At 54.2% G+C, this 20385-nt stretch carries 18 protein-coding genes and 3 pseudogenes; 8 read left to right on the forward strand and 13 right to left on the reverse strand.

Annotated elements, in window-relative coordinates; genetic code table 11:
- Positions 1–134 precede the first annotated feature (134 nt).
- The 4 genes from GRS80_RS03445 to GRS80_RS03460 all read left to right on the forward strand — a co-directional run bounded on the left by GRS80_RS03445 (position 135) and on the right by GRS80_RS03460 (position 2787).
- Positions 135–983: a 7-cyano-7-deazaguanine synthase gene (locus GRS80_RS03445; RefSeq protein ID WP_343161426.1), complete on the forward strand. Its 849-nt coding sequence runs from the start codon at positions 135–137 to the stop codon at positions 981–983.
- A gap of 186 nt (positions 984–1169) precedes the next feature.
- Entirely contained in the window at positions 1170–1661 is a 492-nt protein-coding gene (locus GRS80_RS03450; RefSeq protein WP_160046342.1) for a TIR domain-containing protein, read from the forward strand.
- 3 nt (positions 1662–1664) lie between these two features.
- Positions 1665–2096, forward strand: a complete 432-nt coding sequence (locus GRS80_RS03455) for a hypothetical protein (protein WP_160046343.1) — start codon at positions 1665–1667, stop codon at positions 2094–2096.
- Entirely contained in the window at positions 2089–2787 is a 699-nt protein-coding gene (locus GRS80_RS03460) for a TIR domain-containing protein (RefSeq protein WP_160046344.1), read from the forward strand. Before GRS80_RS03455 ends, GRS80_RS03460 begins: the two co-directional genes overlap by 8 nt.
- Positions 2788–2823: 36 nt before the next feature.
- Here GRS80_RS03460 and GRS80_RS03465 read toward each other — a convergent pair whose 3' ends face one another.
- From GRS80_RS03465 to GRS80_RS03505, 9 genes and pseudogenes are all read right to left on the reverse strand, one after another.
- Positions 2824–3285: a hypothetical protein gene (locus tag GRS80_RS03465; RefSeq protein WP_160046345.1), complete on the reverse strand. Its 462-nt coding sequence runs from the start codon at positions 3283–3285 to the stop codon at positions 2824–2826.
- A gap of 286 nt (positions 3286–3571) precedes the next feature.
- A pseudogene (locus GRS80_RS03470) lies at positions 3572–4117 on the reverse strand (DNA-binding protein); the annotation flags it as partial.
- A gap of 589 nt (positions 4118–4706) precedes the next feature.
- Entirely contained in the window at positions 4707–5012 is a 306-nt protein-coding gene (locus tag GRS80_RS03475) for a hypothetical protein (RefSeq protein ID WP_160046346.1), read from the reverse strand.
- Positions 5009–5209: a hypothetical protein gene (locus GRS80_RS03480; RefSeq protein WP_160046347.1), complete on the reverse strand. Its 201-nt coding sequence runs from the start codon at positions 5207–5209 to the stop codon at positions 5009–5011. The genes GRS80_RS03475 and GRS80_RS03480 overlap by 4 nt, the downstream gene beginning before the upstream one ends.
- Before the next feature lie 303 nt (positions 5210–5512).
- Positions 5513–5820: pseudogene (locus GRS80_RS21055) on the reverse strand (hypothetical protein).
- 62 nt (positions 5821–5882) lie between these two features.
- Positions 5883–6302, reverse strand: coding sequence for a transcriptional regulator (locus GRS80_RS03490; protein WP_160046348.1), 420 nt, complete (start codon positions 6300–6302; stop codon positions 5883–5885).
- Between the two features lie 34 nt (positions 6303–6336).
- Complete coding sequence (locus GRS80_RS03495) at positions 6337–6651, reverse strand: DUF6516 family protein (protein ID WP_160046349.1); 315 nt, start codon at positions 6649–6651, stop codon at positions 6337–6339.
- A gap of 329 nt (positions 6652–6980) precedes the next feature.
- On the reverse strand, positions 6981–7199 hold the full coding sequence (locus tag GRS80_RS03500) for a HalOD1 output domain-containing protein (RefSeq protein WP_160046350.1): 219 nt from the start codon (positions 7197–7199) through the stop codon (positions 6981–6983).
- Complete coding sequence (locus GRS80_RS03505; protein ID WP_160046351.1) at positions 7192–8127, reverse strand: ArdC-like ssDNA-binding domain-containing protein; 936 nt, start codon at positions 8125–8127, stop codon at positions 7192–7194. The genes GRS80_RS03500 and GRS80_RS03505 overlap by 8 nt, the downstream gene beginning before the upstream one ends.
- Before the next feature lie 555 nt (positions 8128–8682).
- Here GRS80_RS03505 and GRS80_RS03510 point away from each other — a divergent pair.
- Positions 8683–11349, forward strand: coding sequence for a PD-(D/E)XK nuclease family protein (locus tag GRS80_RS03510; RefSeq protein ID WP_343161427.1), 2667 nt, complete (start codon positions 8683–8685; stop codon positions 11347–11349).
- A complete protein-coding gene (locus tag GRS80_RS03515; protein WP_160046352.1) occupies positions 11346–14213 on the forward strand; it encodes an ATP-dependent DNA helicase in 2868 nt (955 codons plus the stop codon). The genes GRS80_RS03510 and GRS80_RS03515 overlap by 4 nt, the downstream gene beginning before the upstream one ends.
- A 202-nt stretch (positions 14214–14415) precedes the next feature.
- On the opposite strand, the pseudogene GRS80_RS03520 reads toward GRS80_RS03515, so the two are convergent.
- The 4 genes and pseudogenes from GRS80_RS03520 to GRS80_RS20575 form a co-directional block, all read right to left on the reverse strand.
- Positions 14416–14541: pseudogene (locus GRS80_RS03520) on the reverse strand (IS6 family transposase); the annotation flags it as partial.
- A gap of 202 nt (positions 14542–14743) precedes the next feature.
- The gene (locus GRS80_RS03525; RefSeq protein WP_160046353.1) at positions 14744–15256 is read right to left on the reverse strand and encodes a hypothetical protein; all 513 of its coding nucleotides are present in this window, start codon (positions 15254–15256) and stop codon (positions 14744–14746) included.
- Positions 15257–15559, reverse strand: coding sequence for a hypothetical protein (locus tag GRS80_RS03530; RefSeq protein WP_160046354.1), 303 nt, complete (start codon positions 15557–15559; stop codon positions 15257–15259).
- A gap of 115 nt (positions 15560–15674) precedes the next feature.
- Positions 15675–16238 (reverse strand): hypothetical protein, encoded by a 564-nt coding sequence (locus tag GRS80_RS20575; RefSeq protein WP_160046355.1) that lies wholly within the window; start codon positions 16236–16238, stop codon positions 15675–15677.
- Between the two features lie 834 nt (positions 16239–17072).
- Here GRS80_RS20575 and GRS80_RS03540 point away from each other — a divergent pair.
- Both GRS80_RS03540 and GRS80_RS03545 read left to right on the forward strand, forming a co-directional pair.
- Positions 17073–18407 carry an orc1/cdc6 family replication initiation protein gene (locus GRS80_RS03540; RefSeq protein ID WP_160046356.1) on the forward strand — a complete coding sequence of 445 codons (1335 nt, stop codon included), beginning with the start codon at positions 17073–17075 and terminating at the stop codon, positions 18405–18407.
- Positions 18408–19340: 933 nt separating this feature from the next.
- Positions 19341–20327: an HNH endonuclease signature motif containing protein gene (locus GRS80_RS03545; RefSeq protein WP_343161428.1), complete on the forward strand. Its 987-nt coding sequence runs from the start codon at positions 19341–19343 to the stop codon at positions 20325–20327.
- Positions 20328–20385 lie beyond the last annotated feature (58 nt).

A 20385-nucleotide genomic window follows, 5' to 3' on the forward strand; every position in this document is an offset into this window, starting at 1 on the left:
CGATCCGACTTCTAGTCTAGTTAAAGTGACTATTTAGACGCTAGTGACTACACCGCGATAGGTCGGAGCTAATTTCGAAATCGTGCAACGGGCTATTTGTCAGTGTGAATCATGGCCGAAACGTCGGGCATCTAGTGCGGAATTTTGACCATCTCTTCGATGGCAACCTTACCTCAATAGGTGTCGACGAGGAGTTCTCTGCATACGAAAATACACAGTTCACTCGGTCATTCATGTACTTCGCTTTTGCCGCCGCTGTCGCAGTAGCCCTCGATGTTGATGATATCTACGTTCCCGAGAATGGTGTCCTCTCGCGGTTCTCCTCGCTGGAATCTGGCTGGACGACGACTCGCACAGTCCACCCACTGTTCGTAAAGAGCTTGAACCGAACTTTTGACGAACTATTTTCGGACCGTCAAGTGCAAATCAGCAATCCGTTCATTGACTATACAAAGGGAGAGGTGATCAACTGCATCCCAAACAAAAAGGATATTTTCTTTACTCGAACTTGTCCACATCCACGTGAATTGTCACAAGGAAGGGACGCTGCCGGACACCCCTACAACTGTGGCAAGTGTATTCCTTGTCTTATCCGTCTCATTGGTCTAGTGAACAGCGAACACAATATACAGCCAGACAGGTTACTGTTAGACAGGAACTATTTCGTGGATTTCGACTTCTCGACCGTGAGTGCAAAGACGATTGCCCAATCCGATCAGAGTCGACAGTCTAGTTTGTCGGTGTTTTTGTTGGGCTTGAACGCCCATCTCTCGTTCGCGTACCGTATCCAGACTTCGACCCGAAAAGAACTGGTGTCATCTAACCCTGAGCTTCTTGACCCAGATATCTACGGGCTCTATGAGCGGTTTAGCAAGGAGATGTTCCGGACTGTAGAGTTCTTCGCCGCTGAAAACCCGACGCTGGAAGACTACGTTACAGAGTTTCTTTCCTTAGAGGACGGGGAACTCGCCAGCCTGAGTTAGTTTGTGGGCAACGAACGCTTGATAATTCGGAGGACGGACCGTTCGAAAATCAGATCGAGTACCACTTCTCAAAGACGCTTTTAGAGATACGTCAGAGAATATAAAAACAGCGTGTGGTCAATGGAGGTGTATAAATACCGTAGATATATGGCAGTTGGATATTATCTTTGAATCAAGGGAACAGTCATGGTCAGGAGAGTATTTTTCAGCTTTCACTACGAGCGCGATCATTGGCGAACCAACCCAGTACGGAACAGCTGGGTGACCCACGACAACCGAGAGGTCGCAGGGTTCATTGATGCTGCTGAATGGGAGGAAATCAAGCGAGGGGGAGAAGATGCAATCGAACGCTGGATCGACAAGCAGATTCACAACACTTCCGTCACTGTCGTCTTGATCGGCAGTGAAACCTACAACCGCGACTGGGTTAACCGCGAAATCGAAAAAAGCTACAACCGGGGTAACGGCCTGCTCGGTATCTACGTACATAACATCAAAGACAAGAACGGGCGAACCGCTCGAAAAGGGAAGAATCCGCTTAACAAGTGGCATATCACCGAGAACGGACGGAAGAAGTATCTCTCCGACATCTTTGAAACCTATCACTGGAAACGTGACGACGGCTACAACAATCTCGGAGATTGGGTTGAGAAAGCTGCTCAAATAGCAGGCCTGTAATCTATGTCGTCTGACAATGGCTTCCACCAAGAATTGGAGCACATACAGAACATCATCGATAGGCAGGCATCCAACTCATTCAAAATTAAGGGCTGGACAGTTACCCTAGTGGTTGTCGCACTCCTATTCCGGACGAACAACTTCCAGTTATTCGCCGCTTTCATTCCTCTCATCGGGTTCTGGTACCTCGACGCCTACTACCTGAGACAAGAAAGGAAGTTCCGGGAACTATTCGACTGGGTCCGGCTTAACCGGGACGATACTGACGATCACCTATTCGACATGGACCCATCCCGGTTCGAGGACGAAGTCAATGGAACCACTCAGCTGATGACAACCAGATCCATGTTCACATTTTACGGCACGATCGCTGGACTACTCATCATCTACACAGTAATCCTGATCTGCATCAACGGAGGGACGGTCTTTGGTTAGAAGAGTTTTCTTCAGTTTCCACTACGGCCGAGACGTATGGCGAGTGAACCAGGTTCGAAACAGTTGGGTGACCAGCAACGACCGTGAAGCAGCAGGATTCTTCGATGCTGCAGAGCAGGAGGAAATCAAACGAGCAACTGATGAGAAGATCCGGAAATGGATCAACGAACAGCTCCACGGTACCTCTGTCACAGTCATTCTGATCGGTAACGAGACTGCAGAGAGAGACTGGGTTCACTACGAAATCAAGAAGAGCATCGAAAGAGGGAACGGCATCGTCGGTGTGAAAATTCATTCTCTGAAGGATAGGGAAGGCAGTACCGACTTCAGCGGGACAAACCCATTGAAGAAATTCGTTGTTGAGGATGGTGACCAAGTGCGTACGCTAGCCCGTATTTTCTCGACCTATGACTGGAAACGAGACAACGGTAGAGAGAACATTGGTGAGTGGGTTGGAGAAGCAGCAGAGACCGCTGACAGTCTATCCCGTGAACAGCAGAACACGGTTCGACGCCGAGAATCGATCAGCGAAGGACTCAACCCAGACGTAGGAGCAGTTATCTTTCTGCTCATCATAATCGCCATCCTGATCGACGAATACACCGACATCAACCTACGAGATTTGATTGACGTCTCCAAGCTCCAGCAGCAGTCACACCAATCCGATCCGTTCTCAGATTACAAGTTTTAGATCAGACAGCGGTTATCGAGGCTTCCATAAATGAGTCTAATGTCCGCATTCCACACATTCCCACCGGAATCCCTCACTACGTCTCTTATCACTAATCGGCTCCTGTAAAGAACCACATCGAAAGCACTCCTTGAAGTTGTCGTCTGGAAATGTTTCCTCAAACTCTTCGATGCAGGACTCTAATTGGAATCTCCTCGTGGATTTTCTGAACCACTCGTTGGAGTCCAAGATCCTCTTATCCAGCTCATCAGCTTCCTTCCGCCAATCTGCTAATGACTCTATGAACTCGTCAGTGGTGGTGCTCTCTTCGAGATCGTCGATACAATCCTGTACCGCCTTCCGCTTTAGCTCTGGCTCAGCACGTTCACGCGCTGCATCCCAGCTACCCTTGTAGAAACTGTCCTGCTGTTGCTTGATCTCTTGTGGTTGGTCTTCGAGTTCGTCAGCTTTCTCGCGCCACTCTTGGAGAAGAGCGTCTACAGCGTCCAATTGACTCATAGCCGCAACTGTGTATTCAACTGAAATAAGAACCCGGGGTGAATATACGCCTGATCAACTTTTTTGCTTCCATCGAAAATCAGGACGCTAGCAGTATGTCTGCGTTTCACTACTTCAGGCGCAAAAACTATCTCTCAACGATCTACCGACAAGACCACCGCGAATCTCTGTTCTGCGTCACGAGGTTGTGGCTGCGCGCGCAGCGAAGCGAGCACGGAGCGGAGGGTGGGGAGATGGGGTCTGGGTTGGTCCGGCACGTAGCAAAAAAGAAGGGTGCGACGGTCGGTTACTCCCACCACCGACCGCGCTCGGGAAAATGCACGGTACTCCAGCCGGTCAGAGCCACCGAGACGCGCCCGTTGTACCAGTTCTTCGCCGCTCCATGAATGCGAACCCGCTCGCCCTCTTCGATCCAGGGTTGATTTGATTTCTCCCAGACAGTCACCTTCGTACGACCGCTCTCGTCTTCGATGAGTCCCACTTAGGAAATAGCTGAACTCGACGGCTCCCACAGCTGCGTCACAGTACCTTCGGTGCTCACCTCTTTCCGATTGACGCCCTCGAGCATCCCGATGGGAACCACCTGTCCCGCCGCCGTCTGCAACTCCTCGAACACCCCGACGACTGCACTCATCAGGTCTTTCCCACCGGCGACGGCTTCACCTAGTCGCCGACCAATCGCTGCTCGCGACCAGCCATCCAGCTTCTCGGCCAGCCGCATTGACTGCTTGTTCACCACAGCCAACTGCTCCTGCGTCAGTTCTGCACGAGGATCCTCTCGCTCTGGGTCCGACCACGGATCTACGATCGCCGCCCGCTTATCGAACTGCTCGCCGACATCGTCGACGGCGACGTACTGCGTGCGCGTCGAACGCCCGACCTACCGTGAGACGAAGACGGCACCCACGGCCTCGTGCATGAGTTCGACAAGGGCGCACTCTACGAGTGTGACGACTGACGCCTGATCCTGACCAGTCGGAACCGTCACCTCGAGATTCGCCCACGGTGCCTCACTGTCAGGGTTGGTTGCTGCTCAATGATCTGACCGTGTCTCGCTGATGCGGTCTGAAGCCATAGTTTGAAGAGTGCACGTGCGGTGCCCCTCCAGCCTTCGTGGGGCGATGTGTGGTATCTTTTCGACTCTCTCTCACCAGCGTACTGAGATTTATATGAGATACCGAAGCCAATCTCGGTGATGTCCGCTACCAACGACCAAAAACACGACGACCTACTTACTGCGCTTGCACTCACCGAACTATCCGTTCACTACGAGCAAGCCAACCCAGAACTTGCGAACAGAGCTTGGCAGCTGGCGACTAATCGCCTAATTGATTATGACATACAACCGTCCAAGATCGCTGCCGAACTCGAGATTGGCGAGTAACGCACCTCCGGTGAACGGCTTCGCTGAGTTCGTTGACCTACTCCTCATCCTCGCGATACCCAGCATCGAGTCGAGTATACGCATCTGCAGTGGCACGGATTTCAGTGAGTGAACTATTGAGCGTCAGTGGATCGGGCAGTTGCTCGTCGAGCTTTCTGAGGGTGCGTTCGGCCTCGAGGAGTGCCCCGTGCAGTTCGTCGATGGGAGCTTGGCCACCATCTACGGCGCTGCGTTCTGGACAGTGCCCTTGGTCACCGTACTCGGAATCAGGAATCGGATCGTCGACACCAAGTGCGCGATCCGATCCGGGGACGTCGTGTGGATCAAGATCATCTAGCGTCATCGCTCGAGCACCTCAACGTCGGGATTCATACCGGCTGGTCCAGCGACTGCTCTTGCACGCTCGAGTTCACAGAGTTCTCGTTGGGCCTGACGTTCGAGTGCGTCTACCCGGCGACAGCCGTCGGCGTTGGCTTCGTCGACGGTGCCAACATCATCGATCGTGAAGCGCTTGCCCCGGTGGTCTATCTGCTCGAGCATCAGTACGCACCTTCTCGAGTGGCATCTCGAGCGTCTGCCTGCAGATGCTCATAACGGACTTCACAGCTGTCCGAACAGAACCGGCCAGCGTATCCTGCCCGATCGCGGGTGAGTCTCGTACAGGTCGGTAGCCGACACTCGTTACACCGGGTCATATGGCAATACCTCGCTTCAGGAGCCATGTCGTCTCAGCGTCTGGCGACGCTGGTGCTACGTTGTTTGTTCGCATGGGTTTCTGCGGTGGCCTCAGTCGGACCCCCGCACCCCTCCCGGGGGTGAAAAACAGCCTCCACGAGCAATGATTCAGTCTTGTGTGCGGATTTCGTCGGCCTGCTGCTCGAACTGGTTAAGAATCCGAACACGCTGCTGATTCGCATTCTCGTACGCAACACACGCTCGTAGCGTCTCCATGTCCTCACGGGCGTCTTCGAGCGTTTTCGCCTTCACTTTGGGGTGATCTTGTCCTGATCCCGAGTCCCGGTGCCGCGAGTCAGTTTTACAGTGAGTGAGACGCCAACATCGCTTCGCTTGACGTACTCGGTTCGGTCCGTGCGTTCTTGACTGGACGGCGATTCAACTGCTCGACTTGGTTGTTGCTTTGAGTCAGACATACGTTCTCCACGAGAGCCTTTTGATAGACCTCGCACCCTTTCAGAGGGTGAAAAACAAGTGGCTAATCTGCGCTGGCGGGAGTGCTGTCTACGTCGACGTCGTCGAGAAGGGGGTAGTCGATGTGCATCTCGATTTTGTCGAATGGGACAACGGGTTGGATCGCTCCGCCAGGGCCACCCTCCTTGAGCTCGAGGATACCCAGCACCTCCAGCTGTTTCAGATCTGCATGGACATCGGAGACGTCGCGGTCGACGAGTCGTGCACCCTCACGCATACTTGATGGGCGCTCTTTGGCGATCGCCTGGATGAGATCGAGGCGCAGTGGAGTGAGGCTGTCGACGAGATCGTCATAGGTCCCGAACTGGAGTACTGCACGCTCATCGCTTGTATCCAGTTCGTCAGCCTCGGCACTCCGAATGAACTGGAGCGTATCCTCTCGGAGCTGTGCTCGGTCGCCGACGGTGATGTGAAGCGTGGTCATGTTCGGGTGTGTTGGATGTGTGTTGTGTCTTCTGTCAATAGGGACGCGGCGGGTTGCCACCAATGGTGTCCCAGTATTCGTCAGCACTGGCCCAGAACTCGACGACGAGTTCTTCCATACCGGGGAACTCGACGTCTGCGTCACCGGCAGCGGTGTGGAGTTCGTGGCCTTTGGTGTCTTCGTGGGCGTTATCGTAGCGGATGAGCGTCAAATCTTGCAGCGTTCCCAGGTGCAGTGTGTACTTCCAGCCGGACGGGTAGGCATCTGTGTCGGTCGTCCGTCGGATGACGACGTTTTCGACGAGCCCGGCTTCGACGTGGGTGTAGCGGTGCGTGAGTTCGTGGCCCATCCCTCACCCGTTGGTTTATCGCCCAACACCATAAGTATGTTGGGCACGTGCCCAACAGCCACTCAGATGATAGCGGGGTCTCGCTATCCTGCTATGGGGTGATGAATTCACTCGTTTCCACTCCAACTACCGCTTCGATCTCACTGCCAGTCAGTCGCCAACGCTCGTCGGGACTGTCACACACCAGTTGACTCACGACCTCGTTTTTGAACTGGGTGTAGTGCGGTAGCGCAAATCGCTCTTGTGACGGAGGTTATTGATACGACAGCTTCGTTCAGATCGCGAACGGCGATCACCTCATAGGATAGTTCACCTCGTATGTGCCCACTCTACAATGATCTGGTAACGGTTACATCGGATTCTGTAATCAGGACACGGAACTCACCCACCGAAAACCGAATTTCGAGTTCGGAATGTGTATGCGCCGATTCAACAACTTTCTCGAGTGCTTCGACGTCGATCACCCGCTGCAGTTGGTACTCATCTCGACCGAGTCCCTGTTCCTCGAGTGCCTCGATAATCTCGAGCAAAAGCACACCATCACGCATGGTCACTCACCTCCTCGATGACGTCGATGATCTCCTGGGCAGTCGAACCGATTCGTTCGAGTCGATCGAGGATTGTTTCCGGCTCGTCCCCTTCCCAGGCCGCGAGATAGAACGCTGATCCACTTGTGTCCAATCCGAAATACCGCCCGACGATGTAGCCGACGGCTTCGGCCTCGAGTTCGCGTTTCGAGCGCTCGATTTCATCCTTGCCACCACCATGTAACAGGGCATGCGCATACTCGTGAACGAGTGTGACCGCGAGATCAGCCCCGTTTTCACGATCACGCACTTCGACGAGTGGCTGCGTCCCTAGACGATACTGACAGACGCCTTTTGCGCTGCCGTGAGACCATTCCGTCGATGAAATGATCTCTACAGTCACCTCGATCGAGGACGCCGCCTCGAGGAGTGCTGGTACCAGTTCATCGGCCTCTCCTGTTGCTTCTGTTTCAAGTGTCGGCAAGGACTCACCTTCCGTTTGGGATACATCGAACACGGGTGCTGGCCGAAAGCCCACAAGGCCCTTTGACCACTCATCCGGCTGCGTCTCGTCATACTCACAGTCGCTCTGCTCGTGATATGATGGTGAATTCCCGCATTTAGGGCACTGTTTCGCAATGATTGGTGCCCAGATCCAGATTGCCGTTTCGCCCTCTTTCACGTGCCGGTCGAACTCATTTTGCCACGTTCGGTAGCCAGCGACGTGAGTCGCATGTGGGCACTGGAGGTGGATCAAGAGTGTATTCCGATGAGAGTAGTCGTGAAAGCGGCTCTGGACGTCCAGCCATTCCCTGAACTGCTCGCTCGAGGTGGCGTTGTCGACTGCGTCGACAAGGTCCTCGATCCACGTATTGATCGTACTGTGCATCTCGTCGTTCCGGGTATCCGAATCGTCGAACGTCTCCCGGGTGCAGCTGCTCGTAGCCATTGTTGATACGGTGTTTCCCATATTCGGAAAGACCGCTACCCGTTAGCGGGTCTCAAAAAACACACCGACCAAAACAGTTGAAGAAATTAGCCAGAGAGAAGCTCTCCTGTCTCTACCCACTTCGATTGCACACTTCTCAGGGGGTACTTCACGAGCTTCTATGGCAGGCTTTGAACTCGAGTTTTGAGAACTGATAGCGGATGACCATCCAGCCAATACAGACGGCTCTGGTGAATGACTAGACAGCGGCGGCTTTTGATAACGAATCAGACTGCTTAAGGCCTCACTCTGCGGTGATCCTGACTGCAATCTCGAGAAATCCGGAGTTGACGAACCGATTGGTTGGTTTCGCAAAAACAGCACGGCACTCAAACCCGACGCAATATGTCGGTTCACCAACGTCTACTCTTGTGTACCTTCTCGAGCGTGGAAAGAGCCGCATCGATCGATGCCCGGATTCTCGGTTGCCAGCGTGACATCGGGTATATCAGAGAAGACAATCTGTAACAGCCGACATACAAACTTATTGTCTAGTAATTCAACCCGCTATGCATCGTGTTATTCAAGCAGTCGAAACCGATCGATCGGCTGTATCAAGAGGTCGTCGGCTACGACCTCGTGATCGTTCCCGACTCACCGCTCGCGGACGCTCTCAACCGGCGCCTCGAGCGCCCACACTTTGGCCCGTTCGCGATCACACCCCGACGGCTCGCAACGCGACGGCGAGAAACTGCAGAGGACCGAACCGCCTTTCTCGAGGTGATCGACGAGACCGAGTTGAGCTGGAAGCGGATCGCCTACACAGTCGGGAACGTCCTCCAGTGTTGGGAGTACGAAGAAACTGCGGACGGAATTTTCGAGTACGAAGCGTTCGATACGCCACCGACGCAGACGGTCGTCGATATCGTCGACTCACTGCAGACGTCCTCGCGACTGCTCACGGACTACGAGATTGACGTCGGTGCAGACGAGTCAGTCGCGGTCGTCGGCGAACGCCAACTGACGAACCTCGAGCGTTCGATTCTTCCCGCGGAGTACGATTCGATCGACCGATTCACTGAGACTCCCTTCGAAATGCCGCCGTTCCGAATTTTCGAGTCACCAGCGGCCATCGTCGACGCGGTACTCGATACCGTCACGCGTGAAAACGCAACTGACATCGCGATCGTGCTCGACGCTGGGAGTGAGTACTCGCCACTCGTCGAATCAGCACTCGAGACGGCAGAGATTCCGTACTACGGCGGTCCTGGCTTCATGGACGAGCGCGACCACCGCGCGTTCGTCCAGTTGCTCCGCTGTACGACTGCTGGCTCCGATACCCGTATCCGGTCCGTCAAGCCCTTGCTCTCGTGTCTCGGTGCGACGGTTCCCGTCGAACACGACGAGAAGTGCCTCTCCGACGTCGACGACTCGGCGGTCGACTGGCTGCAGAAGTTCATCAGGCAAGCGAACGAGCTCACGTTCGGTGAGGCGCTAAATGCGTACGAAGATCGAACGGGACGAATGCTCGAGGTGTTCCGTGACGAACTCGAAAAACTGCACGTGCTCGAGGAATCGATCACTCCGAAGGCGATCGATCAGCTCACGTTCTATCTCGAGACCTACGACATACCGATCGATCGGGACAACGAAGGGGTCCTACTGGCGGACGCAAAATCGGCTTCGTTCGTTGACCGACCGGTCGTCTTCTATCTGGGGCTCGACGAACGCTGGACGCACGACTCCCCGAACCGTCCATGGGTCGATCGAGACGAGGAATACGAGCGAAACATCGAGAGCTTCCAGTCGCTCCTCCAGAGCGGCGTCGAACAGTACTATCTAGTCCAGGATTCGGCCGGTGGCTCGTCCGTCACGCCGTGTCTGTACTTCGAAGATCTCCTCGAGACCGACTTCGAGCGCTTCAGCGACCTCGAGTCGATTCGCCACACGCGACCGGGTCGAATGACGGGGAACGGATTCGAGAAAGAACCACTTGCCGCGGACGTCGAACCCGAATCCATCGAGACGATCAGTCAGTCAAGTCTCAACGCGTACGCGAACTCCCCGCGAGACTACTTCTTCGGGCGACTCGTTGAGACGCCTGATAAACATTACTTCGCCGAGGGGAACCTCTTCCACGACTTCGCCGAATTCGTCGTTGCTCATCCCGAGGCTATCGACGATGATTGCCTCGAGGAGGTCGTCGAGGTCATGGTCGAGGAGACGCGTGCGTTCCACCGGGACGTCGATATCGAGACACAACGAACGCGATATCGGATCGGACTGGAGACGATCTGTGAGTACCTCGACGAGCACGCACCATCCGAAACGACGTTCCTGACTCCCTCGAGCGGCTGGGGACGAAACTTCTTCGCGGAGTACTTCGATCGAGCGATCGACTCACCGGTGACCGAACGCTGGTTCGAAGACGAGAGCCTCGGACTCAAAGGGAAAATCGACCTCGTCCAGTCGCCAACGCGGCTGGTCGATTTCAAGAGCGGACGCAGGAACGCCCCATCCCAGGTCACGAAACACGCCTCGATTGAGACGCCGAGCGACAGGCCAAACTTCCAGGCGTTACTCTATCTCACCTACTGGCGACACCAACAGCCCGACGAGCGACTGGAGTTCACGTTCTTTCACTTCCTCGAGACGATCGACGACGTCATCACCGGAGGCGCCTCCCTCGAGGACTGTCTCACGACGGTGACGTACCACCCAATCGCGTTCGACGAGTTTGTGCAGTCCCGGACGGTCTTCGATGCGCTCTGCGAAGACGCCGCCAACGACTGTAACAAGACGTTCTCAAAGACCAGCTACGAAACGTATCTGACGGTGTTCGATTCCCACGAGGTTCCCAGAACGAGGGATGCAGACGAAATGGCGGGCTCACTGTTCGGCGAGGCACTCGTCGATCAGATGAGTGACGACGTCGGCGACTACAAGTACGTCAAAAACGGTTGCGTGCAGGCGTTCAGACATCTCTGTGGATATCGGAAGGAAGGCTTCTTCGTCGAAGATCTCGACGGCTTCGAACGCTTCGTCGACGAGCAGATCGAGGAGTTGAACTGTTACCGTCGTGGCGAAGATCGCTTTCCCGTCGACGGCCGCGCCGGCGAGCCGAACTACCGCTATGTGAACAACCGCGATATGCTGCTCACCGACTCACGATCCGCTCCAGACGACACGCAGAATGAGCCTGCAACTTCAGCCACAGCCCAGAAAACGGAGGTGAGTCGATGACGTCGGCGACCGACGCGTCGCTGGACGAGAGGCTGTCACCGAACGAACGTCAGAAACGACTCATCGAGAACACGGACGGGCTGTACCTCGTCGACGCCGGTGCCGGGACCGGAAAGACGTTCACGGTGACCCATCGGTATGCGAACATCGTCGACCAGGGCGACATCGAGCCCGACGACGTCCTGTTGATCACGTTCACACGTAACGCGGCGACGGAGATGAAAGATCGAATCGTCGCCAGCTGCGATTACGATATGCGGGCGCTGAACGACGCCCCGATTCAGACCTTCCACAGCCTGTGTAACGATATCCTCGATCAACACGGCTTTCACGCCCCCTCGTATCTCGGCATCGACGACGCGATTACCGGATCGACGCAGGTCCTCGAGAACGAGACGATCGAACGGGAGTACTTCCGCGAGTTCGTCGACCGATTTAGCGATGATCACGACGAATATGATGACCAGTTTCGCTGCCTCTCGGATCCGACGGAGCTGCTCACACTTATCAACAATCTCGCGTCGAAAGGTATCTTTCCGACCGCAGACGGCTGGTATCGTGACTCCAGAGACACACTCGAGGGCGACTTTGACGCGTTCAAAACGGTCTTCGACGAGCTGAATCGACCGCGAAACGAGGGGAACAAACAGTCGAAACTCCGTTCGAGTCTCGGCCGATATGGCACGAACAAGTGCTATCTGCCGAACGCACCCGATCGGGGAGAACTCCGTGGTGAGTATGGCTCGAAGTCCGTTCCCGAAGACGTCGCCGATCGGGCCTTTACCGAGGACCGTGAGTATCTTATCGAGTTCGTCCACGACGTCTACTTCGAATACCTCGAATTCGCGCTCGGACGAAACTATCTGAACTTCTCGTTCCTTCAGCTATTCGCGTTCGTCCTGTGCTGCGAGGACGGCGAACTCCGCGAATCACTGGAGTTCGAGTACGTGATGATCGACGAGTTCCAGGACTCGAGCGAGATCCAGTTCAAGCTCGCACTACTGCTCTCGGGGACGGACAATTTCTGCGTCGTCGGTGACTGGAAACAGAGTATCTATTCGTTCCAGTACGCGACAATCGAGAACATCGTCGAGTTCGACTCTCGATTAAAGCGCTTTGCCAGTGAGTTAAACGACAATGCCGAGCGAGTGTCGTTTCCGCTCGAGCCCGTCACCACGATCGAACTCGAGCAGAACTATCGCTCGACGCAGTCCATCCTCGACTTCTCCGAGCACGCGCTCGTGGCCCCGGGCAGTAGTCGAGAGTCGATCGACCGGGAGTCGATTTACGACCGGATCGTTTCGCTGTTCTCGAACACCGATCACGACCACTCGCGAATCGAGGCGTTCCAACACGCCGACGAACATGAGGGAATCCTCACGAAGATCCAGGAGATCGTCGGCAACGACGAATACGCGGTCGAGGAAGACGGAGAACTACGGTCGCCGACGTACGGGGATATCGCAGTGCTCACCCGAACTCGTGATTTCGGTCGTGACTTGCTCGCGACCGCCGAGACGTTCGACTTCCCAATGGCGTACGAGGGAGGAATCGAACTCTTCCGAACCGATCAGGCGAAACTGTTGCTGGCATGGTTACGAATCCTCGAGGGCAACTCGGAGGCCGAACGAGGATGGGCCGTCGTACTGGAGCGCGCCGGCTACACGCTCGACGAAATCGAGTACATCCTCGAACACGACGCCTATCCGAGCGAAATGGATGCGTTTCGCTCCGATCTCGCAGCACTCGAGACCCATACAGCCGTTGCTCGGCGTGTGTTTGATCACTACGGCTACGACGGGTCGACGGCGGACGTCGTCCTCACGACGATTCAGTCGATCCATCGCTCGACGACGATGACACGAGGCGACCTGATCCGGATCGTCGAACACGGTGTCGAGAACGGCTACACCCAAGAAGTGGCGGCTGCTGCCGGCCCCGATTCGGTCACCGTACAAACGATACACTCCGTCAAGGGCCTCGAGCATCCGATCGTGATCCTCGGAAACATGAACAGCGCCAAATTTCCACCGTCCGGAAGGTCCGGCGGAACGATCACGTACGACGAGCCGATCGGTCTCCGTCAGCGGAAGTATTACCCCGACGCCCACGGTGAGCCACACGTCTACGACAACTGGCGAGCCGACGTCCTCCGAATGTGCCAGCCGACCAAGTACGACGAAGAACGCCGCCTCCTCTACGTCGCGATGACTCGCGCCGAAGACCATCTGTTGTTCGCGGCGGGAGCGGAGCCGAACACATTCCTTGAGGAGTTGCCGGTCGAAATTGACGAAATCGAGCCGGCTGTTTCGTCCGTTGACGCGGACGGGGAGACGCAGACGGCGTTCAGCGTCGACATTCCGGCACCGGCGGGACCCCGGGGCGATTCGCCACACTCGCTCATGGACGACACCGTCTACGAGGACGTCTCCGATGGGAGAGGGATGGAGTTCGGGTCTCACGTACACGCGTTCGCCGAAGACTACGCTCTCGGCGAAGACGGTACACCCGGAAGCGACGACGAGCGACACGTCAAAACGTTCCTCGATGGACTACCTGGTGAGCTACTGGTCGAAGAGCAAGCGTACCTTCCGCTCGAGGTCGACGGTGCACAGGTCACACTGTCCGGAATTATCGACTTGGTCCACGTGACCGACGATACTGTGGAGATTATCGACTTCAAGACCGATCTCGGTCGTCACGCCGAGTCGGAGTATCGAATCCAGCTCAGCGTCTACTATCACGTCCTCGAGGAGTGGTACAGTGATCGAAATGTGACCGTATCAATATTTTACACTGCCGACGACGACCGAGTCACGATCGATCCGCTGTCCAGGGCTGAACTCGCCGAATTGACCGTGTAGTTGAGTATCCCGGTTGTGCATCAGCCGCTGTCGACAGGACTCTACTCGTTGGAGCTGTTTCGACGAAATAGAAGACGACGTTGAACGGTTTTGTAATGTGCCCCCTGATCGTTTTCCTTCTCACAGTCCCTGTACTGGTCGTCTCTTCCCCACCAACTATCGTAACTGTGGTTAAACGATGGGGACTGAATATCGGCACGGTCTAGTTCCACCCCTCCTCGACGGGAGTTCGACCGTTTAGTGCCTGGTTCGTCCGATCATGGTTATAATGGTGTCTGAAGCGTCTGAGCCAGCGCCGAGAGCTGGCTGGACTGCCCCGCCAGAAGTTCTCGTTTGTAGCCATCATATTCCGACGAGGCAACTACCTGTTTGCCCCGTCACCCCTCTCGGGGCCACAAACCGCCTCGGGTGAGTGCCTTCGTAGTCTCAGTTACCGAATTCCATCTGAACCTGGGACGAGTCCAGCTCGGATCTCGAGATTGATACGTCGAAGACACCTGCAGCCGCCAGCTGGCTGTCACTGTTCGAAATTAGGAATCAGAAAGCAATGATCGAGATCGCTGGACGTAGCTGTTCGCTTCCCAACTTCGGGCAGCGTTGATGTCGCTGAGAAGTGTGAGTGCTTCGTCAGACGTCAATTGATCAGTTTGAACGAACACAGAGAGCAGCGTTGGTGTCGTCACAAGTCGTGTATCGGCCAATGAGGCGTGAATCAGACCAAGTGAGTTGAACTCATCACAGAGGAAAAGTGGAGCCTCGGTATTGTTTGCAAGTGTGACTGCAGCGTTCTCACCATCATCGAGTGGGAACTCGGTATCGAGATCAACTGACTGCACGGTCATCTCGGTAATTTGATCAAGAACGGCGCTCGCGGCTCGAGCATGGTCGTCATCGTACGAGGCGATCTCTTGGAGTTCCTCGACGACTTCGTCAGGTACGTACACATCATAGACGTCCAGGCAGAGCGAAAGTGGATTCGGATTGGAGTTCACGGTAATGCCGAGACTCACTAGTGTGGAAGTATCTGCGACTAATCCTGCCATCTATAGGTCGGCAACCTCGTCGACGAAGCCTTCGTCAAGCTGCTGTTTCAACACACGAAAGTTGGCAGCTTCTTCTGCCCCGACGAGCGATTTGAGCTGCTCATAGCTGATCTCGTCGTCGTAATACGCTGCGGCGATTTCTTGGGTGAGTGTATCGTCGTGAGTGGCGTCTTGAAGATATTCACGAAGCGCAGTCACAAGGATGCCCGTTCGATCTTCTCCCAAGACTTCGGCGAGTGCGTCAGTCCGGTCGATAAGCCGATTTGGAGCCCTGAACTGGACACGTTTTTTATCCGTGCTCATTATGTGTACATTGTGAGCCAACATACTTAGCCATTTCCGTGTGTACATTGTGAGTCAAGACGGCTTACAGCGAAAGACGAGAGTTTAGCTAGTAATCTGACCAGCAGCCGTTTGTTCACCGAATGAACGTTCCAGCTGGTGCGGGAACGAGTCCTGTCCGTATCTCGAGATCAACACGGCGAAGATGCTTGCAGCCCCCGTCTGGCTGGCGCCGTTCGAAATCTGGGCAGGTGCATGTTTCCTTCTCGATGTCAACTACGTACGTGCTCCCACTCTCGCTGAAGACCTCGTAAGTAGGCCCATTCTGGCCGAATCGAACGTCCATATCTTCGGTGAGTGCACGACGGGTTCGTGATTCGTCAATCGAGTACTCGCCTGCCTCGAGTGCAGACGGTGGCTGTGGTTCCTCACACGGATTGGTGAACTCGTCTCGACGGTTACGCTCTTGTCCACACTTTTTGCAGCGCCAGTAGCGTGTGCGGTATTCGTAGCCCTCTGTAAGGTCGATATCGTATGGTGACGATTCAGTGCCAGGAAGCCATTCGTCAATGGCTACGAGTTCATGACCGTGTAGGCGGGCAACGTCACCTGGGTAGCTGCGGTCTCGATCGCTTGTGTCTGTCTGGGTGGATTGATAGTTCCGATGCGGTTCGCCCTGAAGTGGTTGATCTGTACTCATCAGTGATCTCGAGGCACATTGAGTTGCGCCTCACGCCTGTTGGCGCACAAAAACCGCCTTGTAGCGTCTGCTGTCGAGGTCCAGTTTCGAAAAGAGGAGAGCATTTCGAGCGAATTATAGAGTTACCCCACAAGATCAATTGACCGGGATGTGTGGGGTAACTATCACACAAGCTCAAGAACGTTGAACGGGTAATGTGTAGGTCGGACTCAGATCGACCCAACGTAGCACACAACGAAACTACTCCATTCTCGAGGCGCTTTGGTGGAACACAACACCAGCGCGTTGTTCGAGAACCTTCGTTTGATGATAGTAGTATGATGGATTTGGCCTACACAGACACCCCTATCGATTTGTTTTGATCCAAATCTATACCACATCCCTGAATTGGAAGATAGAAACCACAGTTCCGAAACAGTCAAACTAGGACCAACCAGAAAAACGGGATACGGGAGCTACCTTGAACAAATCGATAGAGGTGCATCTGGCTTTTATTTCCCCAGGGTTAAAATGATGAGAACTAGAGAATGTATCAACTAAAACAAATCGATAGGGGTGTGTTCTAGTCTAGTTCTAGTCTAGAAGACAAGAAGAAAAGAGACGTAGACAAGATCAGTCTTTTCTCCCACTGCAAACCCAAAATTCTGCTTTGCTGGCTTACCGCCTTCTGGCTGGAACAAATCGATAGGGGTGTGAGACTCTGACTGAAACAAGTCGTTGTAGGTTTTCTCTCCTTCATCTAAAACCTCTGGAAACACACCTCTGAACACTTCTATTGGTAAAAATCATATCGATAGGGGAAGGCTTTAGTCAATCCATTGTGAGAGTCTTTGTATGCCAAACGACCCAGATTCTGATACCCCGTCTAAAGATACGGGTTCTATTAGGGATCTTATCCTCGACCAGGAAGAATCTGCGAGTCTTATCCGAAATCGTTCTCTGCTCGAGCCCAACGAGATCGTCGACGAAGACCGCATTGTCGGGCGTGATCTACAACTAACAGAAATCACTCAGCATCTCCGCGTTGCTATCAACGGCGAGCGACCGCCCAATCTCTTCCTCTATGGGCCATCCGGTACAGGAAAGTCATTGATTATTAACGCTGTCTGTGAGAACATCCTTGAGTTATGCGAAACTCGAGATATTCGCTTTGGCGTTATCCATATGAACTGCCAGAACGTCGGTACGCTCGGTTCGGCAGTGTATGAACTCGCTCGGAAAGTCGCTACTGATGCTGGTGTTACGGTTGAGGTTCCCGAACACGGTATTCCAACGAAAAAGAAGTGGCGCGAACTGTATCGACTGATCGACGAACACTACGACACCGTGGTTATTATTCTCGACGAACTCGACATGCTGGTCGGACGTCGTGACATCGACGAACCCGCGTTTTCGCGATTGCTTTACCAACTCTCTCGAGCCGGGAGTGCCGAAGATACGAAGGCGAACGTTTCGGTGACGGCGATCACGAATGACGCCACGATGATGTCGAACGTAGGAAGCCGTGCAGTAAGTTCGTTTACTCCCGAAGACGTCCATTTCAATGATTACGACGCCAACCAACTTCGAGAGATTCTCTATCACCGGACGGATGCGTTTTATGAGAATGCACTTAGTGAGGATGTTATCCCGCTCGCAGCAGCATTCGCCGCTCAAACCCACGGTGACGCCCGAAAGGCAATCGACCTAATGCGGACGGCAGGGTCTCTTGCCGAGCGTGAGGCTGCAGATCAGGTGGCCGAAGTTCACGTTCGAAGAGCTCAGGACAAAGTCGAAAAAAACCGCGTCCTCGAGGTCACCCGTGGGATTAGCACGCAGAAAAAACTCTGTTTACTGGCGACAGCAGCAGTGGCTCGACAAACCGGCAACAAGACTGCGAAAAGTCCGAACGGCTATACTGTGTATCGATATCTCACAGATACGCTCAACGTTGATCAGTATCACCAGGAAACGTACGTCAACAAAATGAAGGAGTTGACGACATACTCGCTCGTTGAATCCGAACGCAAAAGTCAGGGTCCACACTCAGGTAGTTATCTCGAGTTCTCGTTTGCCGAGAGCCCTGCAACGATCATGGATACCCTTCGTGAAGACTCTCGGTTTAACGACGTACATGATGACGAACTCCGAGCGGTGGTACAGGCTCAACTTCGTACCGATTCTCAGTAATTGCGAAAAACAAGTCGATAGGGGTGTGTGCATGCCGACTGGGGCTTCCCTGAACAAATCGATAGGGGTGCGTGTACTGCGATGGGGACTCAAATCAAATCGATAGAGGTGTGTCTTACCGACCGAAACCAGTGCAGACAACCGATTGGGTTTCAATGGAGATACTCTTAGTGTGGGTTACCCCACAAGATGGAATTTACATTCTGTGTGGGGTAACTCAAGTCTCACCAAGAAACACCACTGTTTCCAGTACTTCCGCTGTTAGCGCCTCGAGACGGTGGCACTACCTTCTGTAGTTGCGACCGTTCATCCGTCGCTGATCCCGGCACACACTCTTGAGCTGTCGACAGGCATCTTTCGCTCGACGAGCAAGTTCTTCCTCTCGAGTTCTGTGCAACGATTCGGTGTACCACTCACAGGCATCAGCAGCGAGGGCAAGCCACGCGACTCGAGTGTGGACACACCCATGTCGACGTCCGACCATCCAAATCGTCGCGATCGCGTCGAGTCGATTTCCGATTTCTCTGTCGCCGTGTAATTCGAACCACTCAGATCGCAACTCACAGGCTGAAACGACTGTCTCGCAGAACTCTTCGTCGACGTCAAGTACGACGTGGTGTCCTCGAGTCTGCTGTATCTCGAGAATCATGACTGGGCCTTTTCGATCTCGAGTCGGACCTGATCCTGGTGCGAAATGGCACAAGTCGGCGAGCAGTATACAGTCGACGTTGGGTTTTCACAGACCGGATTCAAACACGCCGACTTTCGATGTTCGGTAGTAGGTGTCGTTTGCTGTTTCATTAGGTTTTCACGCAGGCACTTTCTGATGCGCCTGCACCCGTTCAGGCGCACAAAATACAACGCGAAGACGAGTTCGGGGTTGCCCAAATAGTGATGTGGACTCCTTCGAAATGTATTGTAGATCTAGAAATGGTGTCTGAACAGCTCCGAAGTATTGTTCCGATGTTTGGGGGAGCGACAAGCTACGTTGAGACACTTGATGAAATCATCGAGTACATCAATGCTCAACAGCCTACGACGGACGAACTTGTTGGCTGGCATCGGGGACGGTTTGAACGGGTCTCGAGCCGGGACTCAATCTTGAGACGGTGTGACTATCTCGAGGACGTCGGCTTCCTCGAGGTTCATGCCGGTGAATGGGATCTTGGCCCGGAGGGCCAACGGTATCAGGCGAACCGGTCAACTGAAACCCTCTTCGAGATCATGTGTCGCCGAAACCTCGGGCTCCGGAGCTTGCTCTATGCGCTGTCTGTGGGGCCAATGTCGATCGACGATGTCGGTCGACAACAACTCAACACGCATCCGGAACTTGGTTGGGATCCATCAAACGACGATATGGCGCTACAGCGGGTCAATTGGCTCCGTAGTCTCGGTGTCGTTCAGAAAGATGGAGACCAGTACGCACTGACTGCTGAGGGGCGTCAGTTTACCGACAACGCGGTAGAGGAGTGGGCAGGCTCAACAATGACAGAGGAGTCAGTCACGTCGGATCCAATGGTGGCTGGTACCTATGAAACCACAGTAGAGGCCAGAGCAATTGATCCCGAGTTTCGAGCGACTGCACTCTATCAGTTCGATCAGAGCTGTGCTGTCTCTGATGTAGACCATCCAGATTTATTGGACGTTGCCCACATCCTTCCCTGGTCGGACTATCCAGAGTATCGAGCTGACCTCCAGAATGTCCTCCCACTGAGTAAGATCCATCATGCAGCATTCGATCGAAAGCTGTTCACGATCGATGCTGAGTTCCATTTGCAAGTGAATCCTCAGTTTGAGACGGACAGTCAGCTGCTGCGTGAGACCATTTGTGATCGTGCAGGTGAGCAAATTTCACTACCCGAGGACACGGTTTCTCCGAAGCATCTCGAAGCTCATAATGCAGTGCTCGAGTGGGTCTGATCAGGTCTATCTTTCTGATAGTGGCGTAACGAAAGAGATTTTGGGAATCTAGTAACAG

It is taken from the genome of Natrialba sp. INN-245, from assembly GCF_009807105.1.
GTDB classification, from domain to species: domain Archaea; phylum Halobacteriota; class Halobacteria; order Halobacteriales; family Natrialbaceae; genus Natrarchaeobius; species Natrarchaeobius swarupiae.